33 protein-coding genes are annotated in these 26468 nt (G+C 65.9%); 7 read left to right on the top strand and 26 right to left on the bottom strand.

The genetic code is table 11. The features are described 5' to 3' along the window. Nucleotides 1–27: 27 nt before the first annotated feature. Nucleotides 28–528, bottom strand: coding sequence for a hypothetical protein (locus ACFYVL_RS14075; RefSeq protein WP_389244262.1), 501 nt, complete (start codon nucleotides 526–528; stop codon nucleotides 28–30). Between the two features lie 391 nt (nucleotides 529–919). Here ACFYVL_RS14075 and ACFYVL_RS14080 point away from each other — a divergent pair, with 391 nt between their 5' ends. Both ACFYVL_RS14080 and ACFYVL_RS14085 read left to right on the top strand, forming a co-directional pair. Beyond that, a complete protein-coding gene (locus tag ACFYVL_RS14080) occupies nucleotides 920–1336 on the top strand; it encodes a hypothetical protein (protein WP_389244264.1) in 417 nt (138 codons plus the stop codon). Between the two features lie 187 nt (nucleotides 1337–1523). Continuing rightward, entirely contained in the window at nucleotides 1524–1886 is a 363-nt protein-coding gene (locus tag ACFYVL_RS14085; protein ID WP_389244266.1) for a peptidoglycan-binding protein, read from the top strand. A gap of 152 nt (nucleotides 1887–2038) precedes the next feature. Here ACFYVL_RS14085 and ACFYVL_RS14090 read toward each other — a convergent pair whose 3' ends face one another. The 14 genes from ACFYVL_RS14090 to ACFYVL_RS14155 form a co-directional block, all read right to left on the bottom strand. Next, a complete protein-coding gene (locus ACFYVL_RS14090; RefSeq protein WP_389244268.1) occupies nucleotides 2039–2494 on the bottom strand; it encodes a hypothetical protein in 456 nt (151 codons plus the stop codon). After that, nucleotides 2491–2727, bottom strand: a complete 237-nt coding sequence (locus ACFYVL_RS14095; RefSeq protein ID WP_389244270.1) for a hypothetical protein — start codon at nucleotides 2725–2727, stop codon at nucleotides 2491–2493. Before ACFYVL_RS14095 ends, ACFYVL_RS14090 begins: the two co-directional genes overlap by 4 nt. Then, nucleotides 2724–3125: an HK97 gp10 family phage protein gene (locus ACFYVL_RS14100; protein ID WP_389244272.1), complete on the bottom strand. Its 402-nt coding sequence runs from the start codon at nucleotides 3123–3125 to the stop codon at nucleotides 2724–2726. Before ACFYVL_RS14100 ends, ACFYVL_RS14095 begins: the two co-directional genes overlap by 4 nt. Then, nucleotides 3122–3541 (bottom strand): DUF6093 family protein, encoded by a 420-nt coding sequence (locus ACFYVL_RS14105; protein WP_389244274.1) that lies wholly within the window; start codon nucleotides 3539–3541, stop codon nucleotides 3122–3124. Before ACFYVL_RS14105 ends, ACFYVL_RS14100 begins: the two co-directional genes overlap by 4 nt. After that, entirely contained in the window at nucleotides 3531–3902 is a 372-nt protein-coding gene (locus ACFYVL_RS14110) for a hypothetical protein (RefSeq protein WP_389244276.1), read from the bottom strand. The genes ACFYVL_RS14105 and ACFYVL_RS14110 overlap by 11 nt, the downstream gene beginning before the upstream one ends. 380 nt (nucleotides 3903–4282) lie before the next feature. Then, a complete protein-coding gene (locus ACFYVL_RS14115; protein WP_389244278.1) occupies nucleotides 4283–4702 on the bottom strand; it encodes a hypothetical protein in 420 nt (139 codons plus the stop codon). 70 nt (nucleotides 4703–4772) lie between these two features. Beyond that, nucleotides 4773–4946, bottom strand: coding sequence for a hypothetical protein (locus ACFYVL_RS14120; protein ID WP_389244280.1), 174 nt, complete (start codon nucleotides 4944–4946; stop codon nucleotides 4773–4775). An 87-nt stretch (nucleotides 4947–5033) separates the two neighbouring features. Next, nucleotides 5034–5624, bottom strand: a complete 591-nt coding sequence (locus ACFYVL_RS14125) for a hypothetical protein (RefSeq protein WP_389244282.1) — start codon at nucleotides 5622–5624, stop codon at nucleotides 5034–5036. Between the two features lie 82 nt (nucleotides 5625–5706). After that, on the bottom strand, nucleotides 5707–6228 hold the full coding sequence (locus ACFYVL_RS14130) for a VUT family protein (protein WP_389244284.1): 522 nt from the start codon (nucleotides 6226–6228) through the stop codon (nucleotides 5707–5709). A 92-nt stretch (nucleotides 6229–6320) separates the two neighbouring features. Further along, the gene (locus tag ACFYVL_RS14135) at nucleotides 6321–6641 is read right to left on the bottom strand and encodes a hypothetical protein (protein ID WP_389244286.1); all 321 of its coding nucleotides are present in this window, start codon (nucleotides 6639–6641) and stop codon (nucleotides 6321–6323) included. Nucleotides 6642–6722: 81 nt separating this feature from the next. Further along, complete coding sequence (locus ACFYVL_RS14140) at nucleotides 6723–6935, bottom strand: hypothetical protein (RefSeq protein ID WP_389244288.1); 213 nt, start codon at nucleotides 6933–6935, stop codon at nucleotides 6723–6725. Then, nucleotides 6932–7981 carry a major capsid protein gene (locus ACFYVL_RS14145; protein WP_389244289.1) on the bottom strand — a complete coding sequence of 350 codons (1050 nt, stop codon included), beginning with the start codon at nucleotides 7979–7981 and terminating at the stop codon, nucleotides 6932–6934. Before ACFYVL_RS14145 ends, ACFYVL_RS14140 begins: the two co-directional genes overlap by 4 nt. Further along, complete coding sequence (locus tag ACFYVL_RS14150; protein WP_389244291.1) at nucleotides 7978–8403, bottom strand: head decoration protein; 426 nt, start codon at nucleotides 8401–8403, stop codon at nucleotides 7978–7980. Before ACFYVL_RS14150 ends, ACFYVL_RS14145 begins: the two co-directional genes overlap by 4 nt. A gap of 104 nt (nucleotides 8404–8507) precedes the next feature. Next, on the bottom strand, nucleotides 8508–9179 hold the full coding sequence (locus tag ACFYVL_RS14155; RefSeq protein ID WP_389244293.1) for a hypothetical protein: 672 nt from the start codon (nucleotides 9177–9179) through the stop codon (nucleotides 8508–8510). A 223-nt stretch (nucleotides 9180–9402) separates the two neighbouring features. On the opposite strand from ACFYVL_RS14155, the gene ACFYVL_RS14160 reads away from it, so the two are divergent. After that, nucleotides 9403–9921: a hypothetical protein gene (locus ACFYVL_RS14160; protein ID WP_389244294.1), complete on the top strand. Its 519-nt coding sequence runs from the start codon at nucleotides 9403–9405 to the stop codon at nucleotides 9919–9921. On the opposite strand, the gene ACFYVL_RS14165 is transcribed toward ACFYVL_RS14160, so the two are convergent. Continuing rightward, complete coding sequence (locus tag ACFYVL_RS14165; RefSeq protein WP_389244296.1) at nucleotides 9893–11704, bottom strand: hypothetical protein; 1812 nt, start codon at nucleotides 11702–11704, stop codon at nucleotides 9893–9895. The two genes, ACFYVL_RS14160 and ACFYVL_RS14165, sit on opposite strands and share 29 nt — an antisense overlap. Nucleotides 11705–12511: 807 nt before the next feature. After that, nucleotides 12512–13030 carry a hypothetical protein gene (locus tag ACFYVL_RS14170; protein WP_389244298.1) on the bottom strand — a complete coding sequence of 173 codons (519 nt, stop codon included), beginning with the start codon at nucleotides 13028–13030 and terminating at the stop codon, nucleotides 12512–12514. Between the two features lie 98 nt (nucleotides 13031–13128). On the opposite strand from ACFYVL_RS14170, the gene ACFYVL_RS14175 reads away from it, so the two are divergent. Further along, nucleotides 13129–13953: an SAM-dependent methyltransferase gene (locus ACFYVL_RS14175; RefSeq protein ID WP_389244300.1), complete on the top strand. Its 825-nt coding sequence runs from the start codon at nucleotides 13129–13131 to the stop codon at nucleotides 13951–13953. 9 nt (nucleotides 13954–13962) lie between these two features. On the opposite strand, the gene ACFYVL_RS14180 is transcribed toward ACFYVL_RS14175, so the two are convergent. Then, nucleotides 13963–14874: a helix-turn-helix domain-containing protein gene (locus ACFYVL_RS14180; RefSeq protein WP_389244302.1), complete on the bottom strand. Its 912-nt coding sequence runs from the start codon at nucleotides 14872–14874 to the stop codon at nucleotides 13963–13965. 76 nt (nucleotides 14875–14950) lie between these two features. After that, nucleotides 14951–15190, bottom strand: a complete 240-nt coding sequence (locus ACFYVL_RS14185) for a DUF397 domain-containing protein (RefSeq protein ID WP_389244304.1) — start codon at nucleotides 15188–15190, stop codon at nucleotides 14951–14953. A 717-nt stretch (nucleotides 15191–15907) separates the two neighbouring features. Between ACFYVL_RS14185 and ACFYVL_RS14190 the strand changes: the two genes are divergently transcribed. After that, nucleotides 15908–18595, top strand: coding sequence for an AAA family ATPase (locus ACFYVL_RS14190; RefSeq protein WP_389244306.1), 2688 nt, complete (start codon nucleotides 15908–15910; stop codon nucleotides 18593–18595). Between the two features lie 53 nt (nucleotides 18596–18648). Further along, the gene (locus ACFYVL_RS14195; RefSeq protein ID WP_389244817.1) at nucleotides 18649–19035 is read left to right on the top strand and encodes a 6-pyruvoyl tetrahydropterin synthase family protein; all 387 of its coding nucleotides are present in this window, start codon (nucleotides 18649–18651) and stop codon (nucleotides 19033–19035) included. A 1042-nt stretch (nucleotides 19036–20077) separates the two neighbouring features. On the opposite strand, the gene ACFYVL_RS14200 is transcribed toward ACFYVL_RS14195, so the two are convergent. Continuing rightward, the gene (locus ACFYVL_RS14200) at nucleotides 20078–20479 is read right to left on the bottom strand and encodes a peptidase inhibitor family I36 protein (RefSeq protein ID WP_389244308.1); all 402 of its coding nucleotides are present in this window, start codon (nucleotides 20477–20479) and stop codon (nucleotides 20078–20080) included. A 249-nt stretch (nucleotides 20480–20728) separates the two neighbouring features. Here ACFYVL_RS14200 and ACFYVL_RS14205 point away from each other — a divergent pair, with 249 nt between their 5' ends. Beyond that, the gene (locus ACFYVL_RS14205) at nucleotides 20729–21043 is read left to right on the top strand and encodes a hypothetical protein (protein ID WP_389244310.1); all 315 of its coding nucleotides are present in this window, start codon (nucleotides 20729–20731) and stop codon (nucleotides 21041–21043) included. Between the two features lie 11 nt (nucleotides 21044–21054). Here ACFYVL_RS14205 and ACFYVL_RS14210 read toward each other — a convergent pair whose 3' ends face one another. The 6 genes from ACFYVL_RS14210 to ACFYVL_RS14235 all read right to left on the bottom strand — a co-directional run bounded on the left by ACFYVL_RS14210 (nucleotide 21055) and on the right by ACFYVL_RS14235 (nucleotide 26404). Beyond that, entirely contained in the window at nucleotides 21055–22593 is a 1539-nt protein-coding gene (locus tag ACFYVL_RS14210) for a terminase large subunit domain-containing protein (protein ID WP_389244312.1), read from the bottom strand. Beyond that, nucleotides 22580–23131, bottom strand: coding sequence for a hypothetical protein (locus tag ACFYVL_RS14215; RefSeq protein ID WP_389244314.1), 552 nt, complete (start codon nucleotides 23129–23131; stop codon nucleotides 22580–22582). The genes ACFYVL_RS14210 and ACFYVL_RS14215 overlap by 14 nt, the downstream gene beginning before the upstream one ends. Before the next feature lie 120 nt (nucleotides 23132–23251). After that, the gene (locus tag ACFYVL_RS14220) at nucleotides 23252–23470 is read right to left on the bottom strand and encodes a hypothetical protein (RefSeq protein ID WP_389244316.1); all 219 of its coding nucleotides are present in this window, start codon (nucleotides 23468–23470) and stop codon (nucleotides 23252–23254) included. A 302-nt stretch (nucleotides 23471–23772) separates the two neighbouring features. Further along, the gene (locus ACFYVL_RS14225) at nucleotides 23773–24306 is read right to left on the bottom strand and encodes a hypothetical protein (RefSeq protein WP_389244318.1); all 534 of its coding nucleotides are present in this window, start codon (nucleotides 24304–24306) and stop codon (nucleotides 23773–23775) included. After that, nucleotides 24303–25745 carry a ParB N-terminal domain-containing protein gene (locus tag ACFYVL_RS14230; protein ID WP_389244320.1) on the bottom strand — a complete coding sequence of 481 codons (1443 nt, stop codon included), beginning with the start codon at nucleotides 25743–25745 and terminating at the stop codon, nucleotides 24303–24305. Before ACFYVL_RS14230 ends, ACFYVL_RS14225 begins: the two co-directional genes overlap by 4 nt. Next, complete coding sequence (locus tag ACFYVL_RS14235; protein WP_389244323.1) at nucleotides 25742–26404, bottom strand: ParB N-terminal domain-containing protein; 663 nt, start codon at nucleotides 26402–26404, stop codon at nucleotides 25742–25744. The genes ACFYVL_RS14230 and ACFYVL_RS14235 overlap by 4 nt, the downstream gene beginning before the upstream one ends. Between the last annotated feature and the right edge of the window lie 64 nt (nucleotides 26405–26468).

Genomic DNA, 26468 nt, shown 5'->3' on the forward strand with positions numbered 1-26468 from the left:
TGACCGGCTGGGCAGTGCCAGGGTGGGCTAGGTCGACGGTGCCTTCGGCAGAGCGGGGATCTCCGCGTCCTGCGTCGGCTTCTCCGTGATCGAGAAGTTCACCGTGAACTTGGCCGCCTCGTTGTCCGTCGAGTAGTTCGGCGAACGCGACCCGATACGCACCGGGAAGATGTCCATCGACTTCGACCCGGCGACATCGCCCTTGCGGAGGAAGACGATCCAGCCCGTGTCGTCCTTCTTCAGCAGCTGCTCGATCTCGTCGGACACCTTGTCCTCGTAGAACCCGAGGGACGAGTCGTCGGCCTGGTCGGTGCCGGGGATCTTCGACTCGAAGGTGCTGCCGAGGTCAGGGGTCTCAATCGCCTGGTTCGACAGCGACCAGCCGTCGATCGCCGCGATTGCGTTCGTCAGATCCGTGCCGGCGGTCAGCTCCGGCCGGGTGGGCACGTGGCCCTCGTTCGCGACTGCCTTCAGCCACAGGACGCGGGTGACACCGCGACGCGAGTACTTCTTGACCTGCAAGGTCATCCGTCCGATTCCGGGACGGCGGCCGAGCAGACATGGGAGGCCCCGTCCCTCGACGTTGTCGGGGAACCGGCCCATCCGCATTCTGGGTGGGCGTCCGCGTGGGGCCTCCGCGGTGAGGTCGTAGGTCAGGAGCCTCTGATCACTACACGTGATCACCCTACTGTCGTGGGGGTCAGTCCCAGCTGAGCCTTCTACAACCTCTGGCGTACATGCCCATCGCTGTACAACCAAGGTTTCAGGCGAAGTCAACCCCCGGCGGGATGCAGTACATCGTGGCCGCCTCTAGCGTGTGGCACTGAAAGAGATGGCCAGATACGGGAGCGGGCGATATCCAATCCTCTGTATTCCCTTGTCTCGGTCCAGCAGATTCACAAAAAATCGGGGGATCGATATGAGCATCAAGAAGTTCGGGGCGGCGATATTGTCTACGGCCGTCATGGGTGCGGGGCTGGCGTTGGCGGGCCCGGCTACTGAGGCGCAAGCAGCGGAGCGCAACGTCGCGTGTGCCCAGGTGAAGGGGAACCCGGCGGGGACCTGCTTCACCGTGAAAAATGGCTCGTGGTACATAAACCTCTGGGACAACAAGTGTGACGGACACGAGGTCTACGCCGAGTACTACGTCAACCCGGTCTCAGTTAAGGGGTACGGGTCGAAAGCTTACTTCAAGCCCAAGCCCAACACTCAGTGCGGCAGGAAGTACACGACAGGTATAGCCCTGCACACTCGCGGATACAAGGTGAAGATCAGGGTCTGCATTGAGGACTGGGGGCCTAATACTTGCTCAGGGTGGGCCTACGGCAGGCCGTAAGTACGATCGAACGCCCGCAAAGGGAATCGGTCCAGAACGTGACGAGAGGGCGGCGCTAGGAAACTGGGTGATTCAATCGCCTTCTTTGTCTAACCCGCTCTCTCAGAGTCCCAATTGCTTCCAAGCGCATCGCGAGCGGTCGAAGAATGGGTCTGCATCTTTTGAGCAACCTGAGTTGGAGGAATACATGATCGGTAAGAAGCTGCTGACAGCGGCACTTGGGCTTGGTCTGCTCATCGTCCCTCTTTCGGCTACAGCTGCGACAGCGAAGCCCGGCGACTGCCATTGGTTGACACAGCATGGTGTGTACTGCGAGTACTACGGTGGCCGCGCAGTGATCGGCATGGGAAGTTCCGGGCCAGCAGTTCGTGAAGCCCAGGCTCTGCTGAAGTACAGGGGCTACTCGGTCGGCTCCACAGGCGTCGACGGAGAATTCGGGTCGGCTACCGACACAGCGGTCCGCAAGTTCCAGAAGAAGTTGAGGCTCACAGCTGACGGGCTCGTAGGGGAGAAGACCTGGTACGCGCTGCGTACGGGGATCGCCACCTGACGGACCTGCTCTGACGCCCGGGACTTGTGCCCGCCCCCGGGGTCGAACCGGGAACTCTGCGGGTTGTTTCCGGTTCTCCCCGCCGGGGGCCGGTACCGCGCACCTCTACCAATTGGGTCAGGCGGGCTGGAATGTTGCTCTCGCCATTGACCTTACGGGTGCGAAGGAGACACCTGCGGGACACTGGTGGCGGAGAGCCGGAACCGCTGGGTGCTGGTCACCACGCCGTCTGCTGCTCCGGCGTCGTCAGTACCGTCATCCGTCTCCAGTTCCCGTGCCCACACATCGACTCCGGCGGGTGCAAGCTCGTGCTGCCAGCGACCGGTTGGGGCTCGTTGCAGGACGGCGCGGCGCACCTTGTCCGCCATCCACTCCGCCTGGTCTGTCCGCGCTCCGACACAGGTCACCTGGTAGCGCAGGTCTGCGTCCTCGCCCCGGTCGGCGAGCGGAGCGCCGCTGACCAGGGCGCCGAGCGGGTAGAGCACCGTGTAGGGCAAGGGTGCGGGCTTCCCCCCAACTGTCGGGAGGGCGCCCAGACCGCAGGGCCGATCCGTGCCGTGAGCCAGCATTTCCTGGAACGCCTGGTTCACCGGAGCGAGGTCGATCATTCGTCGTCCTCGGAGAACTGCACGGCAGCCGGGCCCTCGATGGACAGCACGCCGTACCGGCACAGCCCAAGTGCGTCCCACTCGGCTACGCCCGGGGTGGTCAGCACCCTCAGCGAACGGTCGCCGTCGCGGTCCAGGAGTTCGGCGATGACGACCGCCCTGGCGAGCATGCCGCGTTCGTGCCCGGCCATGACCTCTGCCAGCGCCTCCTCCACGTCACCGGCCACGCTCACAGTGCCACCTCCACGGCCTGCCCCAGCGAGCGCACCAAGACCGGTCCAGCCTGTTCCACTGCACTGCCGAGGTGAGGGAAAGGGCGTTGGGCGTAATGCCGGCCGATGCTGTCGACGCCGACGAATCCGAACTCCAGCCTGTGTGCTTGTGGTGCAGGGGTGCCGACCTCGCCCACGATGACCGCTGCCGCGCGGTGGACTTCGGATCGCCACGAGGCGCGGTAGCGGCCGGTCACCACGCGGGGCCCCGGGCGCCCCGAGGCGTTGCGCTGAACCTGCTGAACGAGAGTCTGCGCGTGGTGCCGCATCACGGTCTCCGCCGCCACCACGGACCGCTGCGCACCGCGCTCCAGAGCTGCGGCCAGGGCAGCCGGGGCCGCGAACGAGCCGCCGTTCACGGGGCATCCTTTCGGTTGTGCTCCTCCAGCCACACGGTGCGCAGCACGGGGACAGACGACACCTCCGGCAGAGCGGACACCCGGTAGGTGCGCCCTACCGCGTGGCTGTCCCGCGCCTCCACCACCAGCACCTCGTCGTCCTCGCACAGTTCCGGTGCGGCTACCGGCAGCAGCAGCCGGTAGCCGGGGCGAACCTCCTTCACCCACGTACCGTCCTGGCCGCCACGGCTGCGGATGCGTTCCTGGTGCCCGTACAGGCCCGCCCGGCCCTCGTGCACCACAAGAGGTTGAGCGGGCACGAGAACCCCCGTGCCCGGGTCGAGAACATCGTCGCCAGCCTCCCGGGTAACGCGGACCTTGTCGGGCATCAGGTGACGTTCTGCGAACCGGGCGACGCCCTGCTGATCAAGCAGCACTCTCGGCCCATTCCCGCAGCTGCGCGAGCACGCCCCGTGTCAGCTCGCCAGGCGCACCATCGAGGTCATCACGGTCAAGAACAGCCGCATCGAGCTTGGCGGCATCCACGGAGTCGAGGAACCCGATCACCACATGGCGCAGATCGGCTGGTTCGACGGTCACTTCGGCGAAGCCGTCGAAATCCAGCCCATGCCAGCCGGATTGCACGTACAGCGTGACCTCGGGGCCCTCGTCGACGGTCTGTGTGATCCGGTACGCCTCGACAGCCGAGGCAACGTTGTGGCCGTCGATCTCGATGACGGCTCCGTCGCGCTGGCTTGCGGATATCTTCACCCGGCGCGAGTCCTGATAGGTGCTCATGATCAGGAGCGTAGGTGTGCCAAGAACACGATGACGGGCGCAGGAAGGGGGCGTCGTCTTGGCTGCAGTAGCGTCTGAAGCATCCATTCATCCGAGCTGCTGGCTGCTCTTGGTTCTGTGGAAACGCCCTGCCCCGCATACCGATGCGGGGCAGGGCGTCTTGCGTCTTCTCGACCCCTGAAGAGGTCAGGGTCCGTTCCTGCCGACCTCACGAAGGCCTGCTGTGCGGTGCTCTGGCGGCTCCTGGCTGGTCTGGTGGCGCCCGTTGCGGGCTCCGATGAAGAAGGGGCCGACTGTGCGGGCGGTCACGTTCGGGTTCGCGGGCGGAATCCGATCCCACATCGCAGTCACCGGCGGTGGAGACTGCCGCCGGAACCGGCTCACAGGGAACGCTCCACGTCCGGGCCCTCTCGAAGGAGTTGGTGCGGGGCAAGGGCTTCGTGTGCTTCCAGGAGGCTTGTGGCTCGATAGACGACCTGGACATACGACTTGGCGCCGAATGCTATGAGGAGTTCAACCCCGATGGGCTGTTCCACCGTCCCGCCAGCCGCGAGGGAACACAGTGCCCGGATCTTTTCGTCGTCCAGTTCAGGGGGTTGCAGGTAGGGGAGAGGCAGGGGGATCTCCCTGCGTATCACTGCAAGGCGCATGAGCTCCGTGTGGGAGTTGGTCACCGCCCCCAGCCTGCGGCTGGCATGACGCAGTTCGGCGCGGACGATCTGCCGGTTCATCCCGTACGTTTTCGCGAACGCACGGCGGTCGGTCCCGAAAGCCAGGTGCGTCAGCAGGCTGGCCTGCACGTCTGTGAGACCGACAGGGCGGAGCGCATCGAGAGCGGGGCGTCGATGGAGCCCGAAGGGAACTGCCACGTCAGACCACACGGGCGACGGAGGACGGCACGACACCAGCCGCACCGGCGGTGTGGTTGAGGTCGTCGACGACCATGTATCCCAGTAATCCGAGTGTCAGGACGTATGCGAGCGCCAACAGGGCGCCGCCAACGTCGATGCGGGTGGCGGTCATGAACGTCGGCTTCTTAGACATGGGCGGGGTGCTTTCGTCCGCAGGGGGCGCAGCCGCCGCAAGGCGGTACGCGATCAGGTTGCGGACAGATTTCCTCCGATACGGATCTCATCGCCATGTCAGGGCAGTGCCACCTGAGTTCGAGTCCTGCACGGTTCTTCGAACGGCGCTTCGGGTGGAATTGCTGGGCCAGCGGAGGCAGCGGTCGAGATTCGTCTCCGGAGCGAACGCGATGAATGTGCCGTCCGCGGAGGAGCAGCCGAGCGCATCGGCGTACTGGAATCGGCGACCCGAGTTCACCCGCCCCATGTGTACCTTCTTGCCGCGCGACACCGCTTCGGCGACGAGCGAGGCCGCGCCTTCGCCCAGCTTCCAGGTGGTGCTGCCGGCGACGAACAGCACGTCGAAGTCGTCCCACGGAAGGGGAGCTTCCTCGGCTCCGTCCTGTGCGGCGAACGCGGCCGGGTATCCCAGCGCCCGAATTCGTGGAAGCCACGGCAGGGACTCGGCAAGCGTGGCTTCCGCGTCCATCGGGACGTCAGGGGCGACGGCGAACAGGCACCACTGGGCCCGATCGGCGTGCCGTTGCAGCCAGGACAACCATCTCTCGTGCCCCGGCCACCCTTTCCCGAACCGGCCGTTGTCGGCCGCCCAGACCACCCCGTGCGGGAGACGGTTGCCCTGCCGGGGGGTGTTCATCCACCCCAGGAGCCCCGCGCGCATCGCCGCCCGGACGGCAGGCCCGGAAGGAGTGCTCAAGTACAGCAACGCGAACCAGCCCTCACGGCCGCCCCACCCACCGGTGGATGGCACACCGCACCCTGGCCGCCGTACGGCGTCCGACACCACGGCACAGCAGCACGACGAGCACCGGCACGGCGACCGCCCATCCCTTGCCGGTCATCTGCCCCGGCACGGCAGGCCAGACGGGGAAACCGGCGATCGTGAGGAAGACGACGGTGTCGAGGAACGCGCCAACGAGGGTGGCAGGAAGCACTGCCCGCACCCAGCCGTGCGCACGGAGCGGGGTGTAGACGCACATGTCCGCGCACTCGGCCAGGAGCACGGAGACAGCGGACGCGAACGCCAACGCGGGAGGGGCTACGAGCGCGGACAGAAGCGAACCGACGACGATCGCTGACACGACGCCCCGTCGGCCCAACAGGTCCTGGAGGGTGTTACGGACCATGAGAGCCACGCCGGCGAGCACTGTTCCAGCGGTCGCGCTCTGCCCGAAGCCGACGTCGACCACCCCGTAGGAGGCGGTGAGAAGGTTCGCCCCCACCAGGGCTGTCGCGTACACCGTCAGCCACGCCAGGGCCCGACCGACAGGGAAAGACGGCGCTGGTGTGGCGTAGGCGTGCTGCCCACTGCTCGACTGCCGGTCATCCAGGGTCACCGGCGCGGCCTCGCCCGCAGGAGAATCGTGGCCACGACGTTGTCGCCGCCGGTCGCCGGGTCGTCGGGCGCCGGATCGGTGTGCAGTTGGGCGGCACGGCGTTCCAGCGCCGTCACGTTCGCGGAGTTGTCGATGGTGACGACCCCGTTGACGGTGACCTTCAGCGGTTCCGCGACAATAGCGGCGATCCGTTCGTGCAGGACCTCCAGGGCCACACTGCGGGCCGAACGCAGCCGCTCGTACCGGCGTAGGAGGTCAGGGAGATCGGTGTCGGGGCCGAGCTGTGCAAGCAGCCAGCTCTGTACGTCGTCGTTCACAGCTTCCCGGAGGTGGTGGGGGAGAGGGAGACGGCGGGGAGCATCCGGTGTCGGTTGCTCCCCGCCGTGCAGGGGTCGGCCCTAGGCGGACTTCGCCTTCCGGGCGGACGTCGTGGCTGCCTTCGGAGACGGCGGTACGCCGTCCTGCCAGCAGCGCGGGTTGGTGATCTGCTCGGCGACCGCCGGATCCGTGACCTCAGTGCCAGCAACCAGCACCACCGGCACCCGCTCGCCCGGATCGAGAATGTGAACGGCGCAGACCAGGGTGCCCAGCGCGTGGACGGCGGCGCTCACAGGACCCTCGCGGTGATGTGGCAGTCCGGCGAGTACAGGACCGGCATCGCCGCGGCGGCGCCCTTCGTCCACACCTGAACCGGGTCGTCCTGGACATCGCGAGTGACGACGATGCCGGGAGCTTCCTGGCGCTCGATCTGCGGGTTCGTCCCCCGCGAGAGGGCCAGGGACTCGGCGGTGGTGCCGTACTGGGTCTGCCCCCACTTCGCCCGGTCCGGCGGCAGCATGATCCACCGGTCCTCGGGCAGCACCCGCTTGGACACGTCGTCCTGCCACACCTGCGCCTTGTACAGGGTGACCGGCGGCAGACCATATGTGCCGCGCACGGTGTTCACCTGCTGCGGGTTCAGCGTCGCCGTCGGCGTCTGACCTCCCGCGGGGGTGCCGTAGTACGCCGCCCGGTACGCGCCGTTCGACGCGAGATGGGAGTACGCCTTGCGGCTGGTGATGACCTGCTCGGGGGCCGGAGCGCCGATGGAGTCGAGGTACTCGATCCACCGCAGTTCGTCCGCGATCGGATCCGCGTCCGGGGACGACCACGGCTTCGGCGCGGTCGGCATGTTCGCCTCCGGTACCCCGTAGTCGACTTCGACGGTCAGACCGTTCTCCCCCTGGAGGGAGAACCGGCCGTCGACGAGGACGTCACCCGCCGCGAGTTCCAGGCGCGAGCGGATGGCCTCCACGTGCCGTTCGGTGTCGTCGTAGAGGAGTTCCACCAGCCGGTCGTCATCCGCGCCGCGGGAGGCATCGAGGAGAAGCTGCTCCATCTCGCCGATCAGGAGCTTCTGCCCCAGCGCCGGCAGGGTGCCCTCGGTCTGAGTGGTCTCGGCCTGCCGCTTGGCGAACGGCACGCTGGTGTCGTACGCACGGTAGGACGCGGCGTTCACCCGACGCTTCGACTGCCGGACGCGCCACTTCACGTCGTTGACGCGGGTCTCGGCGAACACCGACTTCGTCAGGAGGAAGTCGTCCGGGGTGGGCATGGTCCGCGCGTACGCCGTCAGGTCGGCGACGGACACGTTCTTCAGGAGGTCGGCGATGCTCACTCGCTCACCGCCAGGAAGCGGATCTGCGCGCCCGCCGGATTGGCGACGATCTTCGACGGGTCGATGCCGCCGGGGATCTTCTGCGCCTTGGCGGTGCCGTGCCAGAACAGGGCGGCCGGAACCTTTGTGGTTCCCGGCGTGTACGCGGCCTCCGCGAACACGAGACCGGCCAGGGCCTGACGTCCGTCGGTAGCCTCCGGGTCGTACGCGCCGTACAGGCCCGAGGCGGTGATGCGGCCTACCGGAACGCCGGAACGGACGAAGCCGTGGATGTTGCCCGGCGACGGCTCGACATAGTGGGTGCCCTTGGTCAGCTTGCCCAGATCAAGGGTGATGGTCTCCGTGCTGTCGGTGCCGTGTCGGGACGCGAGCCAGTCCCGGTCAGCGGTCACCGTCACGGAGGTCGTGTACGGCTGGATCACGCCGCGTCTCCTGGTGGTGCTTGAAGCTGCACACACTCACCGGGCGGTGGCGTCGTCCACGAAGTCGAACAAGGAGGGCGTGGTCCCTTACAGCGTGGTGCGGTTCAGTCGGTCGGCGGGAGAAGACCACGGCGGCGGGCCATCTCCACACCGGCGGCACCCGGCTTGCGGTCGACTGCACCGGGGCGAGGAGGCGGCACCGAGGCAGGAGAGCCACCAGGAGCCGGCGGAAGGACTGCGGAACCGGGCAGGGCCGGGCTGAAGAGCTCCGGGCGGCGGGTCTTCAGGTCCTGCACCGCCTCACCCACCGCTGTCTCGTCTGCGTCATCCGCCACCCGCAGCAGAGACACCGCGTCATCCAGGTCACGGCCCAGCGCACCCACGCCGGCCAGCAGAGCACGGCGTGCAGCATCCCTCTCCCGGGACAGCGCCTGTGCCTCGCGGGCGACGGCAGCCTTCTCCCGTTCCGTAAGCAGCTGCTCGCGCCTCTGGGCCTCCGTCATCTGCTGCTGCTCGGCCTCGCGCTGCCCGGTCACGTACTCGCTCAGATCGGTGGTGCTGGAGAAGCCAAGCTTCTCGGCGAGGGCGCGCAGCGCAGCCCGGCCCCCCTGATCCTTTTCACGGCTCAGGAGCATGGTCAGCTTCGCCTGGGTGAGCGTGACGGTGTGATCGTCGTTCGACGGATCCTCTGCCGAAGCACCAAGGACCGGAAAGATTGGGCGCCCATCACGACGGTAGCCGAGCACAGTGTCAGGGGCGGGCATGGTGCGGGTCATCAAGGTGTGCTGCTCCCACGATGGCCCCGCGCCACGAGTGAGTCTACGGACGCCAAGGTGACGCCTTCTACGGCGTAACCTCACGGGCCCGGGAGCGTTATGAGAGTCAGTGCTGAGCGGCACTTCCCCCATCAGGAGACTCCCGGAACGGTGCACGTCCGGGGGTTTCTTGGGGTCCGCTGCACCGCGTCGCCTACCCCTCACCAATGACATGATCATCTTCATGAACAAGGGCGAGGACTCTTCAACAGACAGCGACATCAAGCCGATCGAGCAGAAGCACGGCAGGAAGCGGCGCGTGATCATTCCGATGGTTGCCGCACTGGGCGTGATAGTTCTGGCTTCGAGCCTGGCGGTGTGGGAGCCGTGGAAGGACCGAAGTCCCTTCACGGTTTTCGATCTGGGGATGCAGGAGGCCAAATACACCTTCCCCGGCTCCGCGCCCAACTCGTGCATCCGCGATGGGGCGTCCGAGCAGGAGACTGTTCTCTTCAGTACGGATGGGGAACGGCTGGCAGCCGGACGGGCCCAGCGGGAAGGCATCCTGCTGGGCCCTGAGTTCGGAGCCTGGGCAGGATTCTGCGCGATTACCACGCGCATCGATGGCGTGCCTGGCGGCTATGGCACGTACCTGTCCGAGTGGGGGCGCGGAGAACGGCGCGAAGTCGAGGAAGAGGACTTGCGAAGGTCGCTGGACGAGCGGTTGGAAGCCCTTAAGACGTCGAAGGGGCCTGAGAAGTAGTCCGTACCTTGGTGCTCCCCGAGTCTGTGTCTGCTGGTACTCCCGCTGAGTCCGCCTCCTTGGACGACCCCTGTCCGGTACCGGGTTCGCGACGGGCCAGGATGCGTCGTACCTCTTCCCTGGCGTCCTCGATGGGATACCCCGCGTCCTGAAGCATGCGGATGCCGGTCTCCAGCGAGAACACACCACCCGATACTCCCTTCACGGCCTCGTCGAGAACGGCTGTGCGGTCAGTCGGGGTGTGCGGCCCGAACACCAGGCGGGCGGGGAAGCAGGCACCAGCAGGCCACCCGTCAGAGTGCCCGGCCTGGTGGATCCGCTGCACCATCTTCAGCAGCAGGCTGTACTTGTGCGCGCGGGCAAGCCGCATCGACCCGATGAGGGAGGTCAGCGGGCCCAGTGACAGCTGGAGGGCGTACCCGCTCGGCACCCGCGACGGATCTACCGTCCCCAACGCTACAGCTGGCAGGCGGGAGTTGACGGCGGCCCGGTCACGGATCTCCTCCACACGGGCACGGAGTTCAGCGAGCTGACCCGACGTGTCCAGGACGTCCATGCGGCCCCCGTCCGCGAGCTGGAAGACGGTCCCCGGCTCGACCGACAGCGGCTTGGGGCGGCCTGTGACCCGGTCGACCTCGGCGCGTGCTCCTGCCAGACCGATGATCGGCGCGCCAGTCGTCGCGGAGGCACGCGCCGAGTCCGTGTCAGTCTCCGCCAGCTCGTCCAGGGCCTGCATGACCTTCGCCAGCGACGACTGCCCGAAGTGCTCACCATCGGCGACTGAGTTGCTGAGGTGGACGACGGGGATGAAGTCCAGTCGCAGGTCCAGGCGGTGAAGGACCTGCCCGTCCCCCCGAGTCCGGAACCGGGCCTTGTCCAGCGGGAGGTCATCGAGGGACTGCCCGCGCCGGAGGTCGTCCACATTCCATTCGGCGTCGGTGAGGTAGCAAGTGAGCGCCGAGGTCTGCCCGTCCGACCACGGGTAGACCCGCTCGATGCTGTTGGTCTCCAGCCGGTAGGTGTCGCCCGGGTTGAGCATGATGCCCTCGGAGGTCTCCACAGCTTCCCGGCGGGTGCGGCCGTTCTTCTCCTGCACCACCCGAGAAGCGGTCTCGATCGGCCCCAGCTCGAAGGTGATCCGCCGCAACCGTGTCTTCAGCCCGCGCTGAGGATCCTCCGGGATCTCCCACGCGAGATGCACACGGGACGGGTAATCGCCCGGGTCGGCGTCGTCGTCGAGGACGGGGAAGTAGAAGCCGGGGTCGTAGGTCTTCAGCCGAACCCGGCCCTTCGTCGGGTCCCACGCCAGCAGGTACACGCCGTCGCCGAGGAGCACCGCCTTGCGCTCCGTCGCCTGCATCCGCAACGGCAGCAGCTCAACCTCTGCCCAGTCCCTCAGCCGCTGCTGAGCGTCGGCCGCCGCGACCGCTTCAGGTGGGGCACTTTCATCACCGGCATGTTCCGCACCGGGCACGATGATCTGCTGCGACTGGCCCAGCAGGTGCGCGAGCGCCGTGTCCACGAACGTCGCCGGGTCACCGAACTCCCGACGCTCGGAAGCGGACTCGTTACCGGTCAGGGCAGCCAGCTCGCCGGCCTGGTTGGAGTCGTAGGCGGCCAACAGCCTGTACGCGGCGAGACGGCGCACGGCATCGTCGGGTACCCAGGACGCGTACGCCTCGGGGGAAAGAGCCCGGTGAGGGCGGCGATCGGTGGCGGACGCCATGGAGGGCTTGTAGTTCAGCCACGACCAGGCATCGGTAAGGAAGGTGTGCAGGCCCAAGGCAGCCGAGCTTTCTCGCGAGCCCCGCGCTCCCCAACAGAGTAGGTGACTTCAAGTGCCATGGATGCGGGCTGGTGCAGCTCGGCTCGATCGGGGTGCCGATCGCGGAACACGCCTCGGTGGTCAGAATGTGCCCGTATTGTCGCCCTATTTGACTTCCTCCGATCGAGGAAAGGAGGAATTTACTCCCGAAAGGTGCTCACGAAAATAAGACTTTGCGTGAGGGGGGCTCATGGGTCGACGGGGGGTGGTCGGGGGATAACGTCGAACTGTCTTCGACGAGAAGGCCCGCCCTGGGAGTGGGGTGCATCCACTCCCAGGGTGCGAATTCGTCAGAACGGAGCGGATAAATGTTCGAACGATCTCGCCGAGGTCGCGCATGGCTACCTTCCGGGCAATTGCAAGGTACCACTTTCGTTTTGCAGCCTGAAGGTGTTCGTGGCTTTGTTGCCTGCACCTTGTCGATCAGGCTGAGCGCAGTGGTGTCGGCGGTCGCAGCGTTGTTCGCCAGTAGTCAGGGAATTCCCGTCGACCCGCAACACTCGGTGGCGCTACTGACGGTGATCGGCCTCACCTGGAATGCCCGACTCCAGGTCAGGTGGTTCCGCATCCAGTAGGTGTCCGGGTCTGGCTGCGTCCGCCTCACGGTGGTGGGCGCAGTCAACATTACGTCGACTGTAGGACTCTGAAATGCGGCCACTTACGACAGAGCGTATTCCTTTGGCACATGCCAACAGAGCTTGCCTGGCCTCAGCGAGCGGATACCGCCCCGAGAGCCTCGGGTTCCCGCCTGCCACAGCCACTTCCTCACTGCATCGCCAGGACGACTGTTTCGCGGCGTTCGTTGAACTGCACGAGGACAGGTACCTGCGCTACGCCTGGATCAGACTGCTCGACGAAACTGCCTGCCGCCTCGTCGTGCACTTCACCCTGGGGAACCTGGCACGATGCTGGCCGTCGCTCCTGCGGAGCCCGCGGCCTCTGGCGGCAGCATGGGCAGAACTGCACCTTCAGACCGATCACATCGAAACGGCCGGGGAGTTCCGCAACGATGCTCTCCAACCTCTGTACAGCCTGATGCCTGGTCAGACCGCGGATGCCGTAGTACTTCGGTGCCGGCTGGGCATGTCCGAAGAAGATGCCGCCGACCTTATGGGCGTTGATCGTTCTGTTGTCGCCGTGAGCATGCTCGCGGCCAGCCGTCAGCTCTCTGGCAGGCTTCCCTGACTCACCCGACCGGTGAGACGCCCGAACGAACGAACTCACCTGGCGGACGACGGCCCTCTGGCCTGCGGTGAGTCCGCCACCCTTCGCCACCTTGCGCATATTTGCGCCACCGTCACTCTTCCAAGCGGTGGTGCTGCACGGTCTGCCCTCCTACGATGGGGCTTCGTTTTCTCAGGGCGAGCGGAAGAGGCTGTCGGGTGGAGGACAACGGGCGTGTAGATCTTTCAGTGCCAAGTGCAGCCAGGATGTACGACTGGCTTTTAGGCGGACACAACAATTTCGCTGCGGACCAAGAGGCATGCCAGCTACTCTTGGAAGCGGCTCCGAGCACAAAAGCACTCGCACTCAATAACCGTTGGTTCTTGCAGCGAGTAGTACGTGCTCTCGCCGAAGAGCACCAGATTCGGCAGTTTGTAGACTTCGGGTCGGGGCTGCCCACCCAGAACAATGTTCACCAGATTGCCCAGAGTGTCCATGATGATGCTCATGTCGTTTACATCGACAACGACCCGGTAGTTCTAGCACACGGTCGATCGATTCTCGACGACAGTACGAAGACTGGAATCATTGCCGCAGACATGGCGGACACTGAGTATATTTTTGGACACGAGGAGATGCGGCGACTGATTGATCCTGAAAGGCCTGTCGCTGTGCTCTTCAACTCGGTCCTGCACTGCATCCCGGATGCGAAGGATCCGCTCGGTATCGTACGCAGAACTCTCCGAAAGCTCGCACAATCGGATAACTTCGTGGTCATTTGTCAGCTCGTCAGCGAAGACAAGCATCTGCGCGACGAGGTCACGAATCTGATGTTTGAGCAGACTCACGACAACTGGGGAAGGGTAAGAGAGGTCGCGGACGTCAAAGGGTACTTCGAAGGACTGGAAGTGCAGCCGCCGGGACTTGTGGATGTCACGGACTGGCGCCCCGAGTCCGAACTCCAACAGAAGCAGAGGAGTATCGAGTGGATCGAGTTCGGAGGTCTGGCGAGAGTGCCGGCGGCTGTTGCTTCGAAGTTCTGACCAAACTGACTAATGGTTGATGGCGGATTGGATGCGTGACCGGCTCAAATCAGTTGACTCTGCCGCTTCATTGGAGAGGCGAAACATCAACTGGAGATGCAGTTCGACATCTTCTTTCTTGGTCTTGTAGGTTGCCCCGTCGTGGCCCTCGATGTACACCATGTCTAGAGGGCCGCCCGGGGAAAATTGCAGGCACGTCATTGATCCAACGGCTGTGACCAAGTTCGTTTCCAACGGGATGAACCTGATGGAAACCCCAGGCCTGTCGGTCATTGTAAGAAGATGCCGCAACTGCTTCTTGCGGGTTTGTTTGGTTCCGGGACACCGGTCCAGGATCGATGCATCCAGGAGGAAGTTGGCCTGCGGCGGTTCGGCCTGATCGAAGAAGCGTCGTTGCCGTTCCATACGCAGCTCGATCCGGTGTTCCAATTGGTCTCCCGCGTAGGCGTACAGCCCGTTGCCCATGAGTTCCCGGGTGTACTCCTCCGTCTGAAGGAGGCCGGGGACAAGGTTGACCTCATTCGTCCACAGGGTGAGGGAGTCTGACTCCAACCCCATGAGCCGCCTCATCCATGAGCCGGCGAAGTCCTCATAGCGGTCGAACCATTCGGGTTCGAGAGCGCGTTTCGCCAGGTGAGTCAAGTAGTGTCGCTGCTCGGCCCTCACCCTGTACAGGTCCGCCAGTGCGGACACGTCTCGTGCGATCGGAGGGTTCTCCGCACGTTCCAAGCGGCTCAACTTGGACGTGGAGACGCTGATGGACTTCGCAGCCCGGGTCACGCTGAGATCTCGCTCTTCGCGGAGCTCCCGGAGTGCGCTCCCCAAGACGACGCCAGCGGCAGTCGGGTTGAGGTCGGTTCGCCGTAAGGGGCGGTCGAAGGGCACGGGGTCATCAGGAAGGGCGGACACGCCAGTCTCCACATCTGTGAGTGCTAATGCTACTCATGATGGCATGTCGGAAACCGATGTGTCCGCCCAAACTCATGTACGTACTAACCTAGTTAGTCGTACGCAGGTGGTCGAACTCCCCCTTCTGTGCGCCGTCCAGGAACGCGTCGATCTCCTCAGTGGTGAAGACGAGGGCGGGCCCCGCGGGATCCGTCGAGTTGCGCACGGCGACCTTTCCGATCTGCGGTTGAGAGAGTTCGACGCACTGGCCGTTCTCGTTGCTCTTCTGGCTCTTCACCCACGGTGTGGTGATCAGCGTCGCCGACACCCCGTTATGGAACTCACTCACGTGCCACCTCCGAGTTGTTTGTTCGATTTCCGATAGCGACTCTGAGATTCTCCCGATTTCCTCTGAAGATTCGAGGTCAGAGGCCTGTGCAATCCCATGGTGCAATTGCCTAGGCGGGGGACTCCAGACTCTAGTCGGAGTGATTCGAACGGCGCTGTCCCCCTAAGGGGTGGTCAAATAGCAGGAGGTGCCTTCAGCGTCACCGCAGTCCCTCTCGCCTCGCTTGTCTCCCTGGTTGGAGGAGCGTCTGGGCATGAGGAGATATGGCAAGGGGACAGGGTGGGCGAGGAGCGCGCCTGCGGCGCCGCCGGGTTTCCTGTCCAGACCTGGGCAGGCGAGCTACCTGGGCACGCGGGCCCCCAACGCCGGCACCAGGGAGTGCCGTGCGCGCCAAGATGCTGTGTCGGGGCAGCACAGGGTGTCACCTTCACCAGGCCATCGTGATCTCGTGGCTGGGGGCGCGGTGGGTTCGCGGCGGAGCTGGACTTGGCTGGCGGAGCGCGGGCCGGTAAGGGCCTCGTGGCCACGCAGGCATGCCGTGCTGCGGCTCGTGGGCTTCTTCTCGCCAATGTGTACGCGCGAGTGAGTGCGCAGAGGTGCTCGCCGGGGGCGATGTGTTGTACTGATGCCGGTCTGGTGTATACGGCATTCACGGCAGCACTGCTGTGAGCAGGCATCTTGCATGGCAGCGAGTACCCGGGGGATTTCTTGCCGACAGTGTTCGTCAACCGAGAGAAGCACCTTGAGCAGCTGCACGAGATGGTGCGCGACGTCCAGGACGGGCGGGGTGGCGCGCTGATCGTCGACGGTCTCTCCGGGATGGGGAAGACCTCGCTGCTGGACGAGTTCAGCCGGCGTATCCCGCAGTTCTCTGGGGCAGACGGCCGCGAGGTTGAGGTGGTCAGGACTCGTTGTCTGCCGGGTATCGGCCCGGGGCTGCACTACGGGCCGGTGGGCGATGTGCTGCTTGGGATCGCGGCGCTCCGTCAGCCCACAAAGTGGAGGCGCAGGTTCAGGGCGGCGGGGCAGGGGGTGTCCGGTGCTGCCCCGGAGCTGCTGTCCTTGCTGGTGCCCGGGCTCGGTCCGGCGCTCTCCATAGGGCAGAAGGCCACCGCGGCGGCATTGGACTCCGGGTCGATCCCTTTCGATTCGTTGTTGCCGTTCGGGCAGGGAGTCGCCACGCAGCTCGCCGAGGCGATCCTGGACCAGGTGAGAAGCGGGCCGCCGCTGATTGTCCTGTTCGACGATGTGCAGTACATGGACCCTTCGAGCCTGCACGTCCTGGACCGGCTGCTGCTGCACCTGCCTCACGAGCCCCTGGGTTTGGTGCTCAGCCAGGCCGTCGGGGACGCCCCGGCGTTCGACGAGGCCGCCGACAGTGTGGAGGAACTTCTGCGCCACTGGGAACACGCGGGCCTGGTACGGCGTAGCTCGCTGGGTGGGCTGCCCGATGCCGCGGTGGCCGAACTCGTCCGCACCCGTCACCCGGAGGCGCCCACGGAGCTGCCGTCCCGTCTGAGTGTGCTGACCGCCGGGCATCCGATCTTTGTGCATCTGTGTCTGGAGGAGTGGCATCCGCAGGACGGCAGCCGGATAGTGCTGCCCGAGAGCGTCTCGCGGGTGGTCGACAGCAGGATGCGGCGTCTGGGCCGGGAGGATCGGACGCTTCTGGCGACTGCCGCCGTGCAGGGGCCGGAGTTCCTTTCCGGGCCGTTGGCCGAGGTGGTGGGGCGCCCGCACGAGGAGGTCATGGAGCGGCTGCGGGAGATCGCCCGCGCGCGCAGACTCATCACCGGTTGTGCCCTTCCGGGCTGGGCCCGGGAGGAGCCCTCGGACTGCTACCGGTTCCAGCACCAGGCGTTGTGGCGGGTGCTGTACGAGGAGGAGCAGACCCCGCAGCAGCGTACCTCGCGTCACGCTCGCACCGCCGTGGCGCTGACTCCTTCCGATGGGCGTTTGATGGAGCTGGGGCGCAAGCTGGAGGTGTCCTACCATCTGGATCTGGGCGGGCCCGGTTGTCTGGCCAGCGCCGCTCGCACGCACTACGAACTGGCCCGCTCCGCAGCCGTGGAAGGGCTCTCCTTCGCGGAAGCGGAACGGCACTGCGAGAAGGCCATCCACGCCGCTCGCGCGCTGCGTGCCGATGCCCCCGGACGTGACCGTCGGCTCGTCGAGTGCATCGAGCTGCTGCTGTCCTTGACCGAGGTGCGGTGGCGCGGGGAGCACCCGTCCGCCGGCGGCCCGCGCATCGACGCGCTGGCCCTGGAGGCGGAAGAGGCAGCCGTACGGTGCGCCGAGCCGCAGCTGATTGCGCGTACCACTCTGCTGCGCGGCAAGACGCTGATGGCGACACAGGGGCTCGTGCCCGCTCTGGGCAAGCTGCGCGAGGCCGTGCACCGAGCCCAGGAACTCGACGACCCGGTGGCTCTGTTCGTCGCCAAGGTCGAGTACGGGCGCCAGGCTTCCAAACGCCGCCTCGCCGACGGCGTCGACAGTCTCCTTCAGGCGGAGCAGCTGTACGCTGCGGAGCCGCGGCTCGGCGGCAGCGGAGACCCGGTCCTCCAGCACGCCCGCAATCTCAACGAGATGCAGCTCGGCATCTCCTTCTTCGATCTCGGCCGGCTGGGCGGGGCGCGCGAGCGGCTGCTGCGCTGTGTCAACCGTCTGCGCGAGGAACCCCTGCACGCCGAGCTCCCCATCGCCCTGAACTACCTGGCACAGGTACATCTGGGCACCGGCCAACTGCAGGACGCCGAGAAGGTCCTGGACGAAGCACGCCGGTTCGAAGCGGAGCGAGGAGGCGACAGCGGCTGGAACGCCTACAACACGGCGCTGCTCGCCCAGACACTCGTCTCGTCCCCAGGCCGCTGGCAGGAGGCACGCACGCTGATCCAGGAGGCCTGGCAGGAGACGGAGCGTACCTGGCTGCTCAACCTGGTTCCGCTCGTCCGCAACCTGTACGCCCAGGTGCTCCTGGAGACCTCGTCCGGTGCCCCGGCGGATCTGGAAGAGGCCTACCGCCTCGCGGGTGACACTGTTGCCGAAACCCGTGACACCGGCATGGTCCGCAGTGAGATCGCGGGGCTTTCGCTTCTCGGCCGCATCGGGCTGCGCCAGGGGGCGCTGACGCAAGCTGTCGAGCACGCCCGCCAGGCCGTCCAACTACTCGACAGGACAGGGGACATGCCCGCTCTGCGCACCGAAGAGGTTCACTACCGTGCGGCTCAGGTCCTTCATGCAGCACGAATGGGGCAAGAAGCGGACGGGCTGCTGGGTCGGGCCCGCGCGGAGGTCGCCCGCAAGGCGGCCAGTCTGGACGACGTCGATATGCGGCGCGCCTTCCTGGACGGTGTGCCGCTCAACCGGGCCATCGTCCGCGGCGACCTGGCGGGAGAACTGAGCTGATGACACGCCGTGACGCAATCCTGACGGGGGAACTGAGGCCGGGCATGCCGGGCATGGTGACCATCACCAAGGAGTTCCACTTCTCGGCCAGTCACACACTCGACAAGCTGCCCTCGTGGCACAAATGTTCCCGCATGCACGGCCACAACTACGTCGTCATCATGGAACTGTCAGCTTCCCCCGACGACCTCAACGAAGCGGGATTCGTCAGGGACTACGGTGACCTCGACGCATTCAAGTCCTGGCTGGACGACATGGTCGACCACCGACACCTCAACGACGTCATGGACATCTCTCCGTCCGCCGAGAACATGGCGCTGTGGATCTTCAGCCACTGGGCCGAGAAGTACCCGGAACTGACTGCCGTCTGGGTCTCCGAAACCCCCAAAACCTGGGCCATCTACCGCCAGGAACTTCGACACCCGCCTACCGCACCGTAGAGGCCCGCAGTTAGCCGCGCTTTGCTTCGGTGTCCCGATTGTGCGCAGCAACAGCCAGAAGGAACAGCCCCTGAATCTGCCCGTGAGTGATGAGAACATGATCATCCTCAATCCCGGCCGCAGCAAGGCTATGTGCATGAGTTCAGCCGCTCGGGTCGGATCAACATCCGTCCGCATTTGCTTGACGGAACCAACGGAACCGACCCCGAGGGCGCTTGGACCATGCTGTCCGCCCGTCATGCTCACAGGGCCTGGAACTCAGTGCCACCGATGAGTTCGTGCAGGTTCTGAAGCTGAGCAGCTGCGGCTTGAGTGGAGTGCGCCCACCCGTGTGCCAGATCATGCCGCTTCGAGCACTGCGTGGAGGCGCGCGTCTCCGGCAAGCCGCTCCACGGTGTGCAGGGTGATGGACTTGCTAGGGCGGGTGCCTGGTCCTCGATGCTCTTGGCACACCCGCAGCAGCGGTGTCTCCTCCGGGCGGGCGGTTCGAACGTCGCTGAGGGTGAGGTCCGGCGCAGACCGTCGCCGCCACGGGCGGCTGGAACACTTCGCTATGGCAGTTGCGGCGTGAGTCGGTCCGGTATCCCCATTGGGGCAGCCAGGTGCACAACCTGGAACTGTCGGTCTATACGGTGCACGGGAACCACCCGTCGCACAGCAGCACTCGAAGTAGTCCCGCCATGCCGGCACGTCTGCATCGCCGTCAGGGTCACGCATCGTGTCGATGTCGTGGCCGGTGCGTTCGCCGTCGGCGCAGAGTGAGCCGTGAAGGAGACCGTGGGGCTGGTCTGCTACGACTTCCAGCAGAACTGGCTCAGACCGTAAGGAGAGATGCCCGTCGGCGATAGCCAAGGAGGGCTGCGGATACGCCAACGAAGCCAAAGAAGCTTCGGCCTGCTTCTCGTGCCGCCGATGGGGCCCACGGCAACCCGCCTGCCAGGGAAGATTCGCTCGACCACCCACTGATGCTGGCCCAGCCGCTGTGACGGGGCCGGAGCAAGCGAACTGCTCCGGCCCTGCGCTGACCTGTATCCGACGGACGTCAGCAGCTGGTCGCCCACTTGTGAGACTGAATGTGGACTCCGGCATCCGGGCCCGTGTTGCCCTTGAAACCCTTTGCGGCGCAGGCGTAGAAGTCGTTGAAATAGGCGAACTTGTAGAACTTGACGGCGGAGACACTTCCCGTGCCGCGGTTCCAGATCGACTTGGCGTGCATGTTTGGGCCCGCCCAGGAGCACGTGATGTTGCCGTTCTCCCAGTCGTTGTCTTCACCGTCCCAGTGGCACGGCTTTCCGCCCCCGTTAAGTTCCTGGTAGACGCAGATCTCGCCGGTGGCACAGCCGCTCCAGGCCGCACGGGTGTCGGCTTGGGCGGCCGGTGCCATGAGCCCGAAGGCAGCACCGAAGGCGGCTGCCGTGATCATGGTGCGGCGTGTGAACGACATAGATTCCCCTTGTGCCTTGCCCAGCCCCCTGCGGACCAGGTCGCTAGGAAGTCTGGGGGGACTTGCTGACGGAACGCGCGTGGTTTTGGTCCCAGCCAAAACCTGGGCCAGGTTTGCGGCGCCAGTAACGATCATGATCTTGGCGGCTTCACTCGCTGCAATTCACCCGTGGGTGTTCCTATCCGAAACAGGTGGGATAATCATCCCATGGCGATAAATAGGCGATTTGATGAGCCTGCAGTAATGATCATGGAAAAGGGTGAGTGCTTCGTTGTCGTTCTCGGGCGCGAGCTCAAGACCGCGAAGGACGTCGACCTGTTCGCCATGGCCTTGGAGGCCGGTGCGATGGCAGAGGGGACCGTGATCGTCGATCTGTCCCGCGTCAGTTCCCTCACCACAGACATGCTGAATCTGCTCGCTGCACCCCGGGGGAACCACGACAAGCTGCCCTGGCTCGTGGGGCCCCTCAGCTCACTCGTCTACAAGCGGCTCATCCAGTCCGGTACCTTCGACTCCTTCCGCCTGTTCTCCTCAGTGGAGTCCGCGACCGGGGAATCGGCGTAGCGACCGTCGCCTCAGCGGCGCCCGCGCAGCCGACCGTCCCGGTAACCCGACGCAGTAACCCCGGCATGTTGAGGGTCTGCGAGCTGCGTCATCCCGTGCACGGCCGCGTCCATGCGGTCCGGGCTGTCCATACCGGCAACCCACGTAACCATCTGCTGCTCCAGCACCGGCCATTCCCCCACATGGTGCACACGACCCTGCTCGTACAACTGGGCGATCGGCTCCGCCCGCAGCCTCTTGCCGTGCTTCGCCGTCACCGGAAGGACGGCGGGCATCAGCATGTTCTCCGTGCGCTTCTCCCGGTGAAGCTCCTGCCACGCCTGCTGGAGGATCTGCTTGGACATGTCGCCGCCGTAGTTCGCCTCGACGATGATCGCGTCCGCCCGCAGCTCGATGGCCAGCAGGCAGGCCTCCCGCCCCCAGGCGTCCGCGCCCCGGTTTCCGGAGCGGTCGTCGAGGACGTACAGGTGGCCGTCGCGGTCGGTCGCAACAGCCACGATGCCGGTCTCGTCGCCCACGGCGGACTCGCCTCCGGCCGGGTCGACGGCCACCACGATCCGCGCCAGGTCGATGCCCCGGAACTGCGCGGCGCTGATCCGGTTGTCGGTGATCCACGACCATTCCCACACGCCGCCGTCCTGCGGGCGCGGCTGCTGCATGTACAGCGACCACCACACACGCTCGCCCACTGACCGTCGGATCTCTGAGAGGGCTGCGAGGTCGTACCGCTCGGGCCACAACGGTTCGCCGAGCGGGCGGCCGAGGGCATCGTCCTCGGCGAGCGCCAGGGCGGGCAGGTCGATGACCGTCCACCGGTCGCCCTCGTCCGCCAGGACGCGGCCGGCGAGGTCGTCCTCGTCCCACCGGGTCTGGATGAGGATGACGGATCCGCCCGGCTCGATACGAGTGAGAAGGACCGCCTGCCACCACTCCCACAGCCGTTTGCGCATGGTGAGCGAGGACGCTTCGGCCGCGTCCTTGATCGGGTCGTCCACCACCGCCAGGTGGGCGCCCTTGCCGGTGAGGCCACCACCGACACCCGCCATGACGGCCCCGCCCTCGGTTCCGGCGAGGTCGAAACGGTTCGCGGCGGAGGAGCCGGGGCGCAGGCTGATACCGAGCTGGGGGCTGTAGTTGAGGATCGCGTCACGAATCCACCGGCCGTGGTCGTCGGCCAGGTCGGAGGAGTAGGAGGCGATCATCACCCGGTGCTCCGGGCGCCGCCGCAGGTACCAGAGCGGCGCCCACCGGGCGGCCCTGCGGCTCTTGCCGTGCCGCGGGGGCATCGTCAGCAGGAGCTTCGTCGGCTTTCCGGCGGCGACCCGCTCGAACGCGGCGTCGATCTTCGCCAGGTGCGGGGCCTGCATCTCCCGCCCGTCCGTGAGGACGGACGCCATCGACCCGGGGGAGCGGTCCATCGCCAGCTTGCGTTCGATGCGGACGAGCTGGGCACGGAGCTGTGGGGTGGAGGCTGCGGCTATCTCACGGCGTTGGTGCGCGGGAAGCGACCGGTACAGGGCGAGGACCGCAGCCTCGTCAGCCTTCGGCATCCCCGCCGTCGGCGGTTCCGGCGAGCGCGATCAGCCGTTCCAGCTCCGCCAGACCTGCCGTCTCGACCTGCACCGCACCGCCCTCGGGGCCGGACAGTTCGGTACGGACGGGCCGGTCGAGGCCCAGGAGGCGGCTGCTGCGCTCGATGATCCGTACCGCACGGTCAACGGCCTGGTAGTCGCCGGAGCGGATCGCCGCCCGGTACACGGTGAAGAACAGCCGCTCCAGGCGCTCCACCATGAGCTGCCGCAGCTCGTCACTGTTCCCGTCAAGGACGGTGGTGCGCTCCAACAGGGCCTTGGAGACGTCCTTGCACGCGAGCTCGATCAGGCGCTTGTCTGTGGGGGGTTCCTGGCCGCGCTTGTACTTGTCGATGCCGTACCCCTGCGGGTACGCCACACCGTCGGTGTTCACCGACGGGTCGGCGGCAAGCTTGCGGGCGATCGTCAGCCAGTCGACGCCGGCGAGCTTGAGATCGATGGCGTCCGCACGGCGCTGGGTGATCGCAGCCCTGATCGCCCGGTTGGGGCGGCCCATGAACAACTCCCGGGCCCCACGCCACCCCTCCATGATCCTGTAGCGAAGACAGGTGAAGACGAGATGGGGCGTGGTGAGCCCTGCCCCGCGCCGACGGGGCGCGGGGCAGGCAGCGGAGGGCTAGAAGCGGGTGTCCTGCGTCCAGTTCGTGAGGCGGTCCACGAGGTCGAGGATGTGGCGGCGCGGACCGGCGGCCACGAAGGGAAAGACGATGAACGCGGGAGCGAAGGCGATCACGGCGAACAGAGCCGGAATGAGGCGGACGACGGTCGTCAGGAAGTCGACGAGAGTGCGCAGAGCGCGTCCCTGGGACAGGACGTCGATGATGCGGTCAAACAAGGCGGATTCCTAAGGGGTCGGGTGAATGACCTGGCTAACCGCCTGAAGGCATAGCTCTCCCTCAGGTGGCGCCGTCGCATCTGGCGACAGCAGCCGGGTCGATGACCGCACCCCCTGGCCCGCTTGTTGCGAGTCAGGGGCGGGGTCTCTCCCGCTCCCTCATGTGTGCCTCCTGAAGCCCGTGTGGGGCTCGTGTCCGTTGTTCGCCGTGGCATGTTCGACGGCCCGGAGAGGTTACCGGGCCGTCGACAGAGTTCACAAGAGGATTGATGGGGCTAGGAGTTCGGTAGTGGGCGGCCAGCTCAGAAGGTCAGTTGCTCACCACGGCTCTCTGGTGGGGCTGCTGCCGGACGTGGTGCGGCATCGGGTATGCGCCGGTGCATCTTGAGCCACCACGCGAACTGCCAGTTCCGGCAGGTCCGGTAGCGGCGCCCGGATCTCAGGGGGGCATCCAGGGGGATGCTCTGTTCGCCCCACCCGGTGATCGGGCGGGCGTTTGTCAGCTTGACCTTCAGCCCAGGGACGGTTGCGTCACCCTGCCAGGTTTCGCCGGGTGCGTGCTCGAACGCGAGGTGCGCATTGCGGCCCCAGTCCCAGGGGATGGGCAGTGCGCACAGGTACCAGGCGGCAGGCGGGTTGTCTGTCGGCAGCAGCAGAGTCTGGGTGCGTCGGCGGTGGGTGACGTCGTGGCGGTCGCACTCGGCGAACGCCTTCAGGCAGTGCTGGGTGAGGTCGACTTCGCGGACACCGGCCAGCCACATGATGCGGTAGGTGTCCTGCGCTTCTATCTCAATGCGAACCGGTTCCCGGTTCGCCCCCGAATTCATTTCTTTCATTCCTCCAATTTGCTATTCCTATCCTTGATCAATTCTATCAGAATTGCGACAATTCCTTCATGTTTGTCGTGTCGGTAATCGTTGGGGTATGGCATATTGAATTCATTGTGGAATGCCTCTTCGTATTCCTCGACGGGAAAGGCGCGAGGCTTGCGGCAGACGGCCTTCACCGTGGCCCGGGACGTGTCGCTGAGCTGCACATCCTCGAAGTAGCGGAGCAGCAGACCGCGCAGCGATTCAGGGGTGTGGTAGCGGATGCGCTGCCACTTCCCCTTCACGAACCGCATGTCAACGTTCTCGCTGTCGAGAAAGTTCAGGCGGGTCGAGTCGCGGCTGATGGAGTGCTCGGAGTTCTCGTACGCCAGCTCCCTTTCCAGGTTGCGGGTACCGATGCACACCTGCCCGTCGGCCGCGCACAGCGCATTCACGGTGAGGAGCACCCAGTGCTGGTAATTCAGCGACGTGGTGGCGTTGATGACGGAGTCCAGAACAACGACCTCGTACAGGCCCCGCTCGCGCAGCTCCCGTTCGATGCCGCGGATCTGGCCGACGATCGTGCGGATGTCGAGGGAGTACTTGCCCTTCAGAGTGCGGTACGGCTCGTAGTCCTGAACCTTGTAGCCCTTGCCACGCAGATGCCGGGCGTAGTCGCCGTGGCCGGCACCGAAGTCCACCACCCGCGTTGACGTGGTGACCCTCGGCAGCACCAGCCGCTCCCACACCTCGGACTTGTAGCGGACCTGGTCGGCCTTCGCCTTCGACGAGTGCTCACGCAGCCGGTTCGGCTGCACGATGTGCTGGTTCCACACCGGGGCCTGCTCCTCCAGACCGCTCCAGTCGTACACGCCGTATTCGCCGGTGAGGTCCTGGACCAATTCTCCGGCGTCGGAGGAGGCGCACGTCCAGGCGAGGACGTCGAACCTCTGGGTCTTGGCGACGGCCGCGTACTCGGCGTTCAGGACCACACGCCCCTGGTCGTCGATGACCACCGACCCCCACGCCCCGTGGGCGGCGGTCATGAACGCGATCGCCTGCTGGAACGGGACGTTCTTCGACTCGGCGACTTCGATGGACTGCCAGGGAATCCAGCACCACTGGCCGATCGGCCCCGGCTCCGCGTACACGAGAGACGACTCGGTCTCGACCCGGTTGTGCAGGAGGTTGAACTTGATCTCGTCCTGGAGGCGGACCTTCTGCGGCAGGATCATCGCCGGAGTCGTCTCCTGCCCGATCGCCTTGAGCCCCTTGGTTCTCTGGTGACCGGCGACCAGAGTGCCGTCGGCGTTGAGAATGACGGGCTTGACCACACCGTGGCGGCCCAGCGAACCCTGGAGGCGGACGAACGACTCGGGGGAGAGGCGCCGCGGGTTGTAATCGGCCGGGCGGAGCTTCGCCAGCGGGTAGGCCGGATCGAACCGGACGTCGAGACTGCGGGTCATGCCACACCCCCCTCAGAGGCGTGGTGCTCCTCGTTGAGGACGTGCCACCCGAACCCGAGATCCGAGTCCTGGTCGGCGACGAACCGTTGGTAGAGGGCATCGAGAAGTTCGACTTCGGCCTGAGTGATCCGTACACGGGTGGAAGACCACTGCATGTACCCCCACTGGAGGTAGTCCACCGTGGCGGCGGCCCCGGTTCCCGCGCCGTCGGTGGGCAGCTCGATCGGGGCGGGGAGGACAGTGGTGTCGAGGAGGTCGTCCAGCTGCCCCTGGTCGTAGCCGGTGCCCTCCAGGTCCGGGAGTTCGGACAGGACTTCCGCGAGGAGGACGCTGTCGTACCCGGCGAGGTCGTTGGTGCGGTTGTCGACGATGACGATCTTCGCTGCCGCGTCGTCGTCCACGTCGAGCCAGGTGACGGCGATCTGCTCCCAGCCCAGGTGCCGGGCCGCCTTCAGCGTGTGGTTGCCCGCCAGGACCTCGTTCGCCCGGCCGGTCAGGGTGCCCTTGTTGACGACGATGGGCCGGTACTGCCCGTTCGCCGACAGGCTCTCGGAGATCGCGCCGAGGTCACCCGTGCGCGGGTTGCGGTGGAAGTGGACCAGATCGGCCACGGGGACCGCGAGGTCTGCCAGCGAGGCCGGGATACGGGACGTGGGCAACGGAACTCCAGCCCCGCACCCGGATAGTCAGCCTAGGGGGTTCGGAGGGGCGGGGTTGCGGCGA

The organism is Streptomyces sp. NPDC004111, from assembly GCF_042874215.1.
Taxonomy (GTDB): Bacteria; Actinomycetota; Actinomycetes; order Streptomycetales; family Streptomycetaceae; genus Streptomyces.

What these genes read in the sequence shown, in the direction of transcription:
- ACFYVL_RS14075 (WP_389244262.1), bottom strand. Translation starts at nt 528, where the DNA reads ATGACCTTGCAGGTCAAGAAGTACTCGCGTCGCGGTGTCACCCGCGTC.
- ACFYVL_RS14080 (WP_389244264.1), top strand. Translation starts at nt 920, where the DNA reads ATGAGCATCAAGAAGTTCGGGGCGGCGATATTGTCTACGGCCGTCATG.
- ACFYVL_RS14085 (WP_389244266.1), top strand. Translation starts at nt 1,524, where the DNA reads ATGATCGGTAAGAAGCTGCTGACAGCGGCACTTGGGCTTGGTCTGCTC.
- ACFYVL_RS14090 (WP_389244268.1), bottom strand. Translation starts at nt 2,494, where the DNA reads ATGATCGACCTCGCTCCGGTGAACCAGGCGTTCCAGGAAATGCTGGCT.
- ACFYVL_RS14110 (WP_389244276.1), bottom strand. Translation starts at nt 3,902, where the DNA reads ATGAGCACCTATCAGGACTCGCGCCGGGTGAAGATATCCGCAAGCCAG.
- ACFYVL_RS14120 (WP_389244280.1), bottom strand. Translation starts at nt 4,946, where the DNA reads ATGTCTAAGAAGCCGACGTTCATGACCGCCACCCGCATCGACGTTGGC.
- ACFYVL_RS14125 (WP_389244282.1), bottom strand. Translation starts at nt 5,624, where the DNA reads ATGAACACCCCCCGGCAGGGCAACCGTCTCCCGCACGGGGTGGTCTGG.
- ACFYVL_RS14155 (WP_389244293.1), bottom strand. Translation starts at nt 9,179, where the DNA reads ATGACCCGCACCATGCCCGCCCCTGACACTGTGCTCGGCTACCGTCGT.
- ACFYVL_RS14160 (WP_389244294.1), top strand. Translation starts at nt 9,403, where the DNA reads ATGAACAAGGGCGAGGACTCTTCAACAGACAGCGACATCAAGCCGATC.
- ACFYVL_RS14170 (WP_389244298.1), bottom strand. Translation starts at nt 13,030, where the DNA reads ATGCGCAAGGTGGCGAAGGGTGGCGGACTCACCGCAGGCCAGAGGGCC.
- ACFYVL_RS14195 (WP_389244817.1), top strand. Translation starts at nt 18,649, where the DNA reads ATGGTGACCATCACCAAGGAGTTCCACTTCTCGGCCAGTCACACACTC.
- ACFYVL_RS14200 (WP_389244308.1), bottom strand. Translation starts at nt 20,479, where the DNA reads ATGTCGTTCACACGCCGCACCATGATCACGGCAGCCGCCTTCGGTGCT.
- ACFYVL_RS14205 (WP_389244310.1), top strand. Translation starts at nt 20,729, where the DNA reads ATGGAAAAGGGTGAGTGCTTCGTTGTCGTTCTCGGGCGCGAGCTCAAG.
- ACFYVL_RS14210 (WP_389244312.1), bottom strand. Translation starts at nt 22,593, where the DNA reads ATGCCGAAGGCTGACGAGGCTGCGGTCCTCGCCCTGTACCGGTCGCTT.
- ACFYVL_RS14215 (WP_389244314.1), bottom strand. Translation starts at nt 23,131, where the DNA reads ATGGGCCGCCCCAACCGGGCGATCAGGGCTGCGATCACCCAGCGCCGT.
- ACFYVL_RS14225 (WP_389244318.1), bottom strand. Translation starts at nt 24,306, where the DNA reads ATGAAAGAAATGAATTCGGGGGCGAACCGGGAACCGGTTCGCATTGAG.
- ACFYVL_RS14230 (WP_389244320.1), bottom strand. Translation starts at nt 25,745, where the DNA reads ATGACCCGCAGTCTCGACGTCCGGTTCGATCCGGCCTACCCGCTGGCG.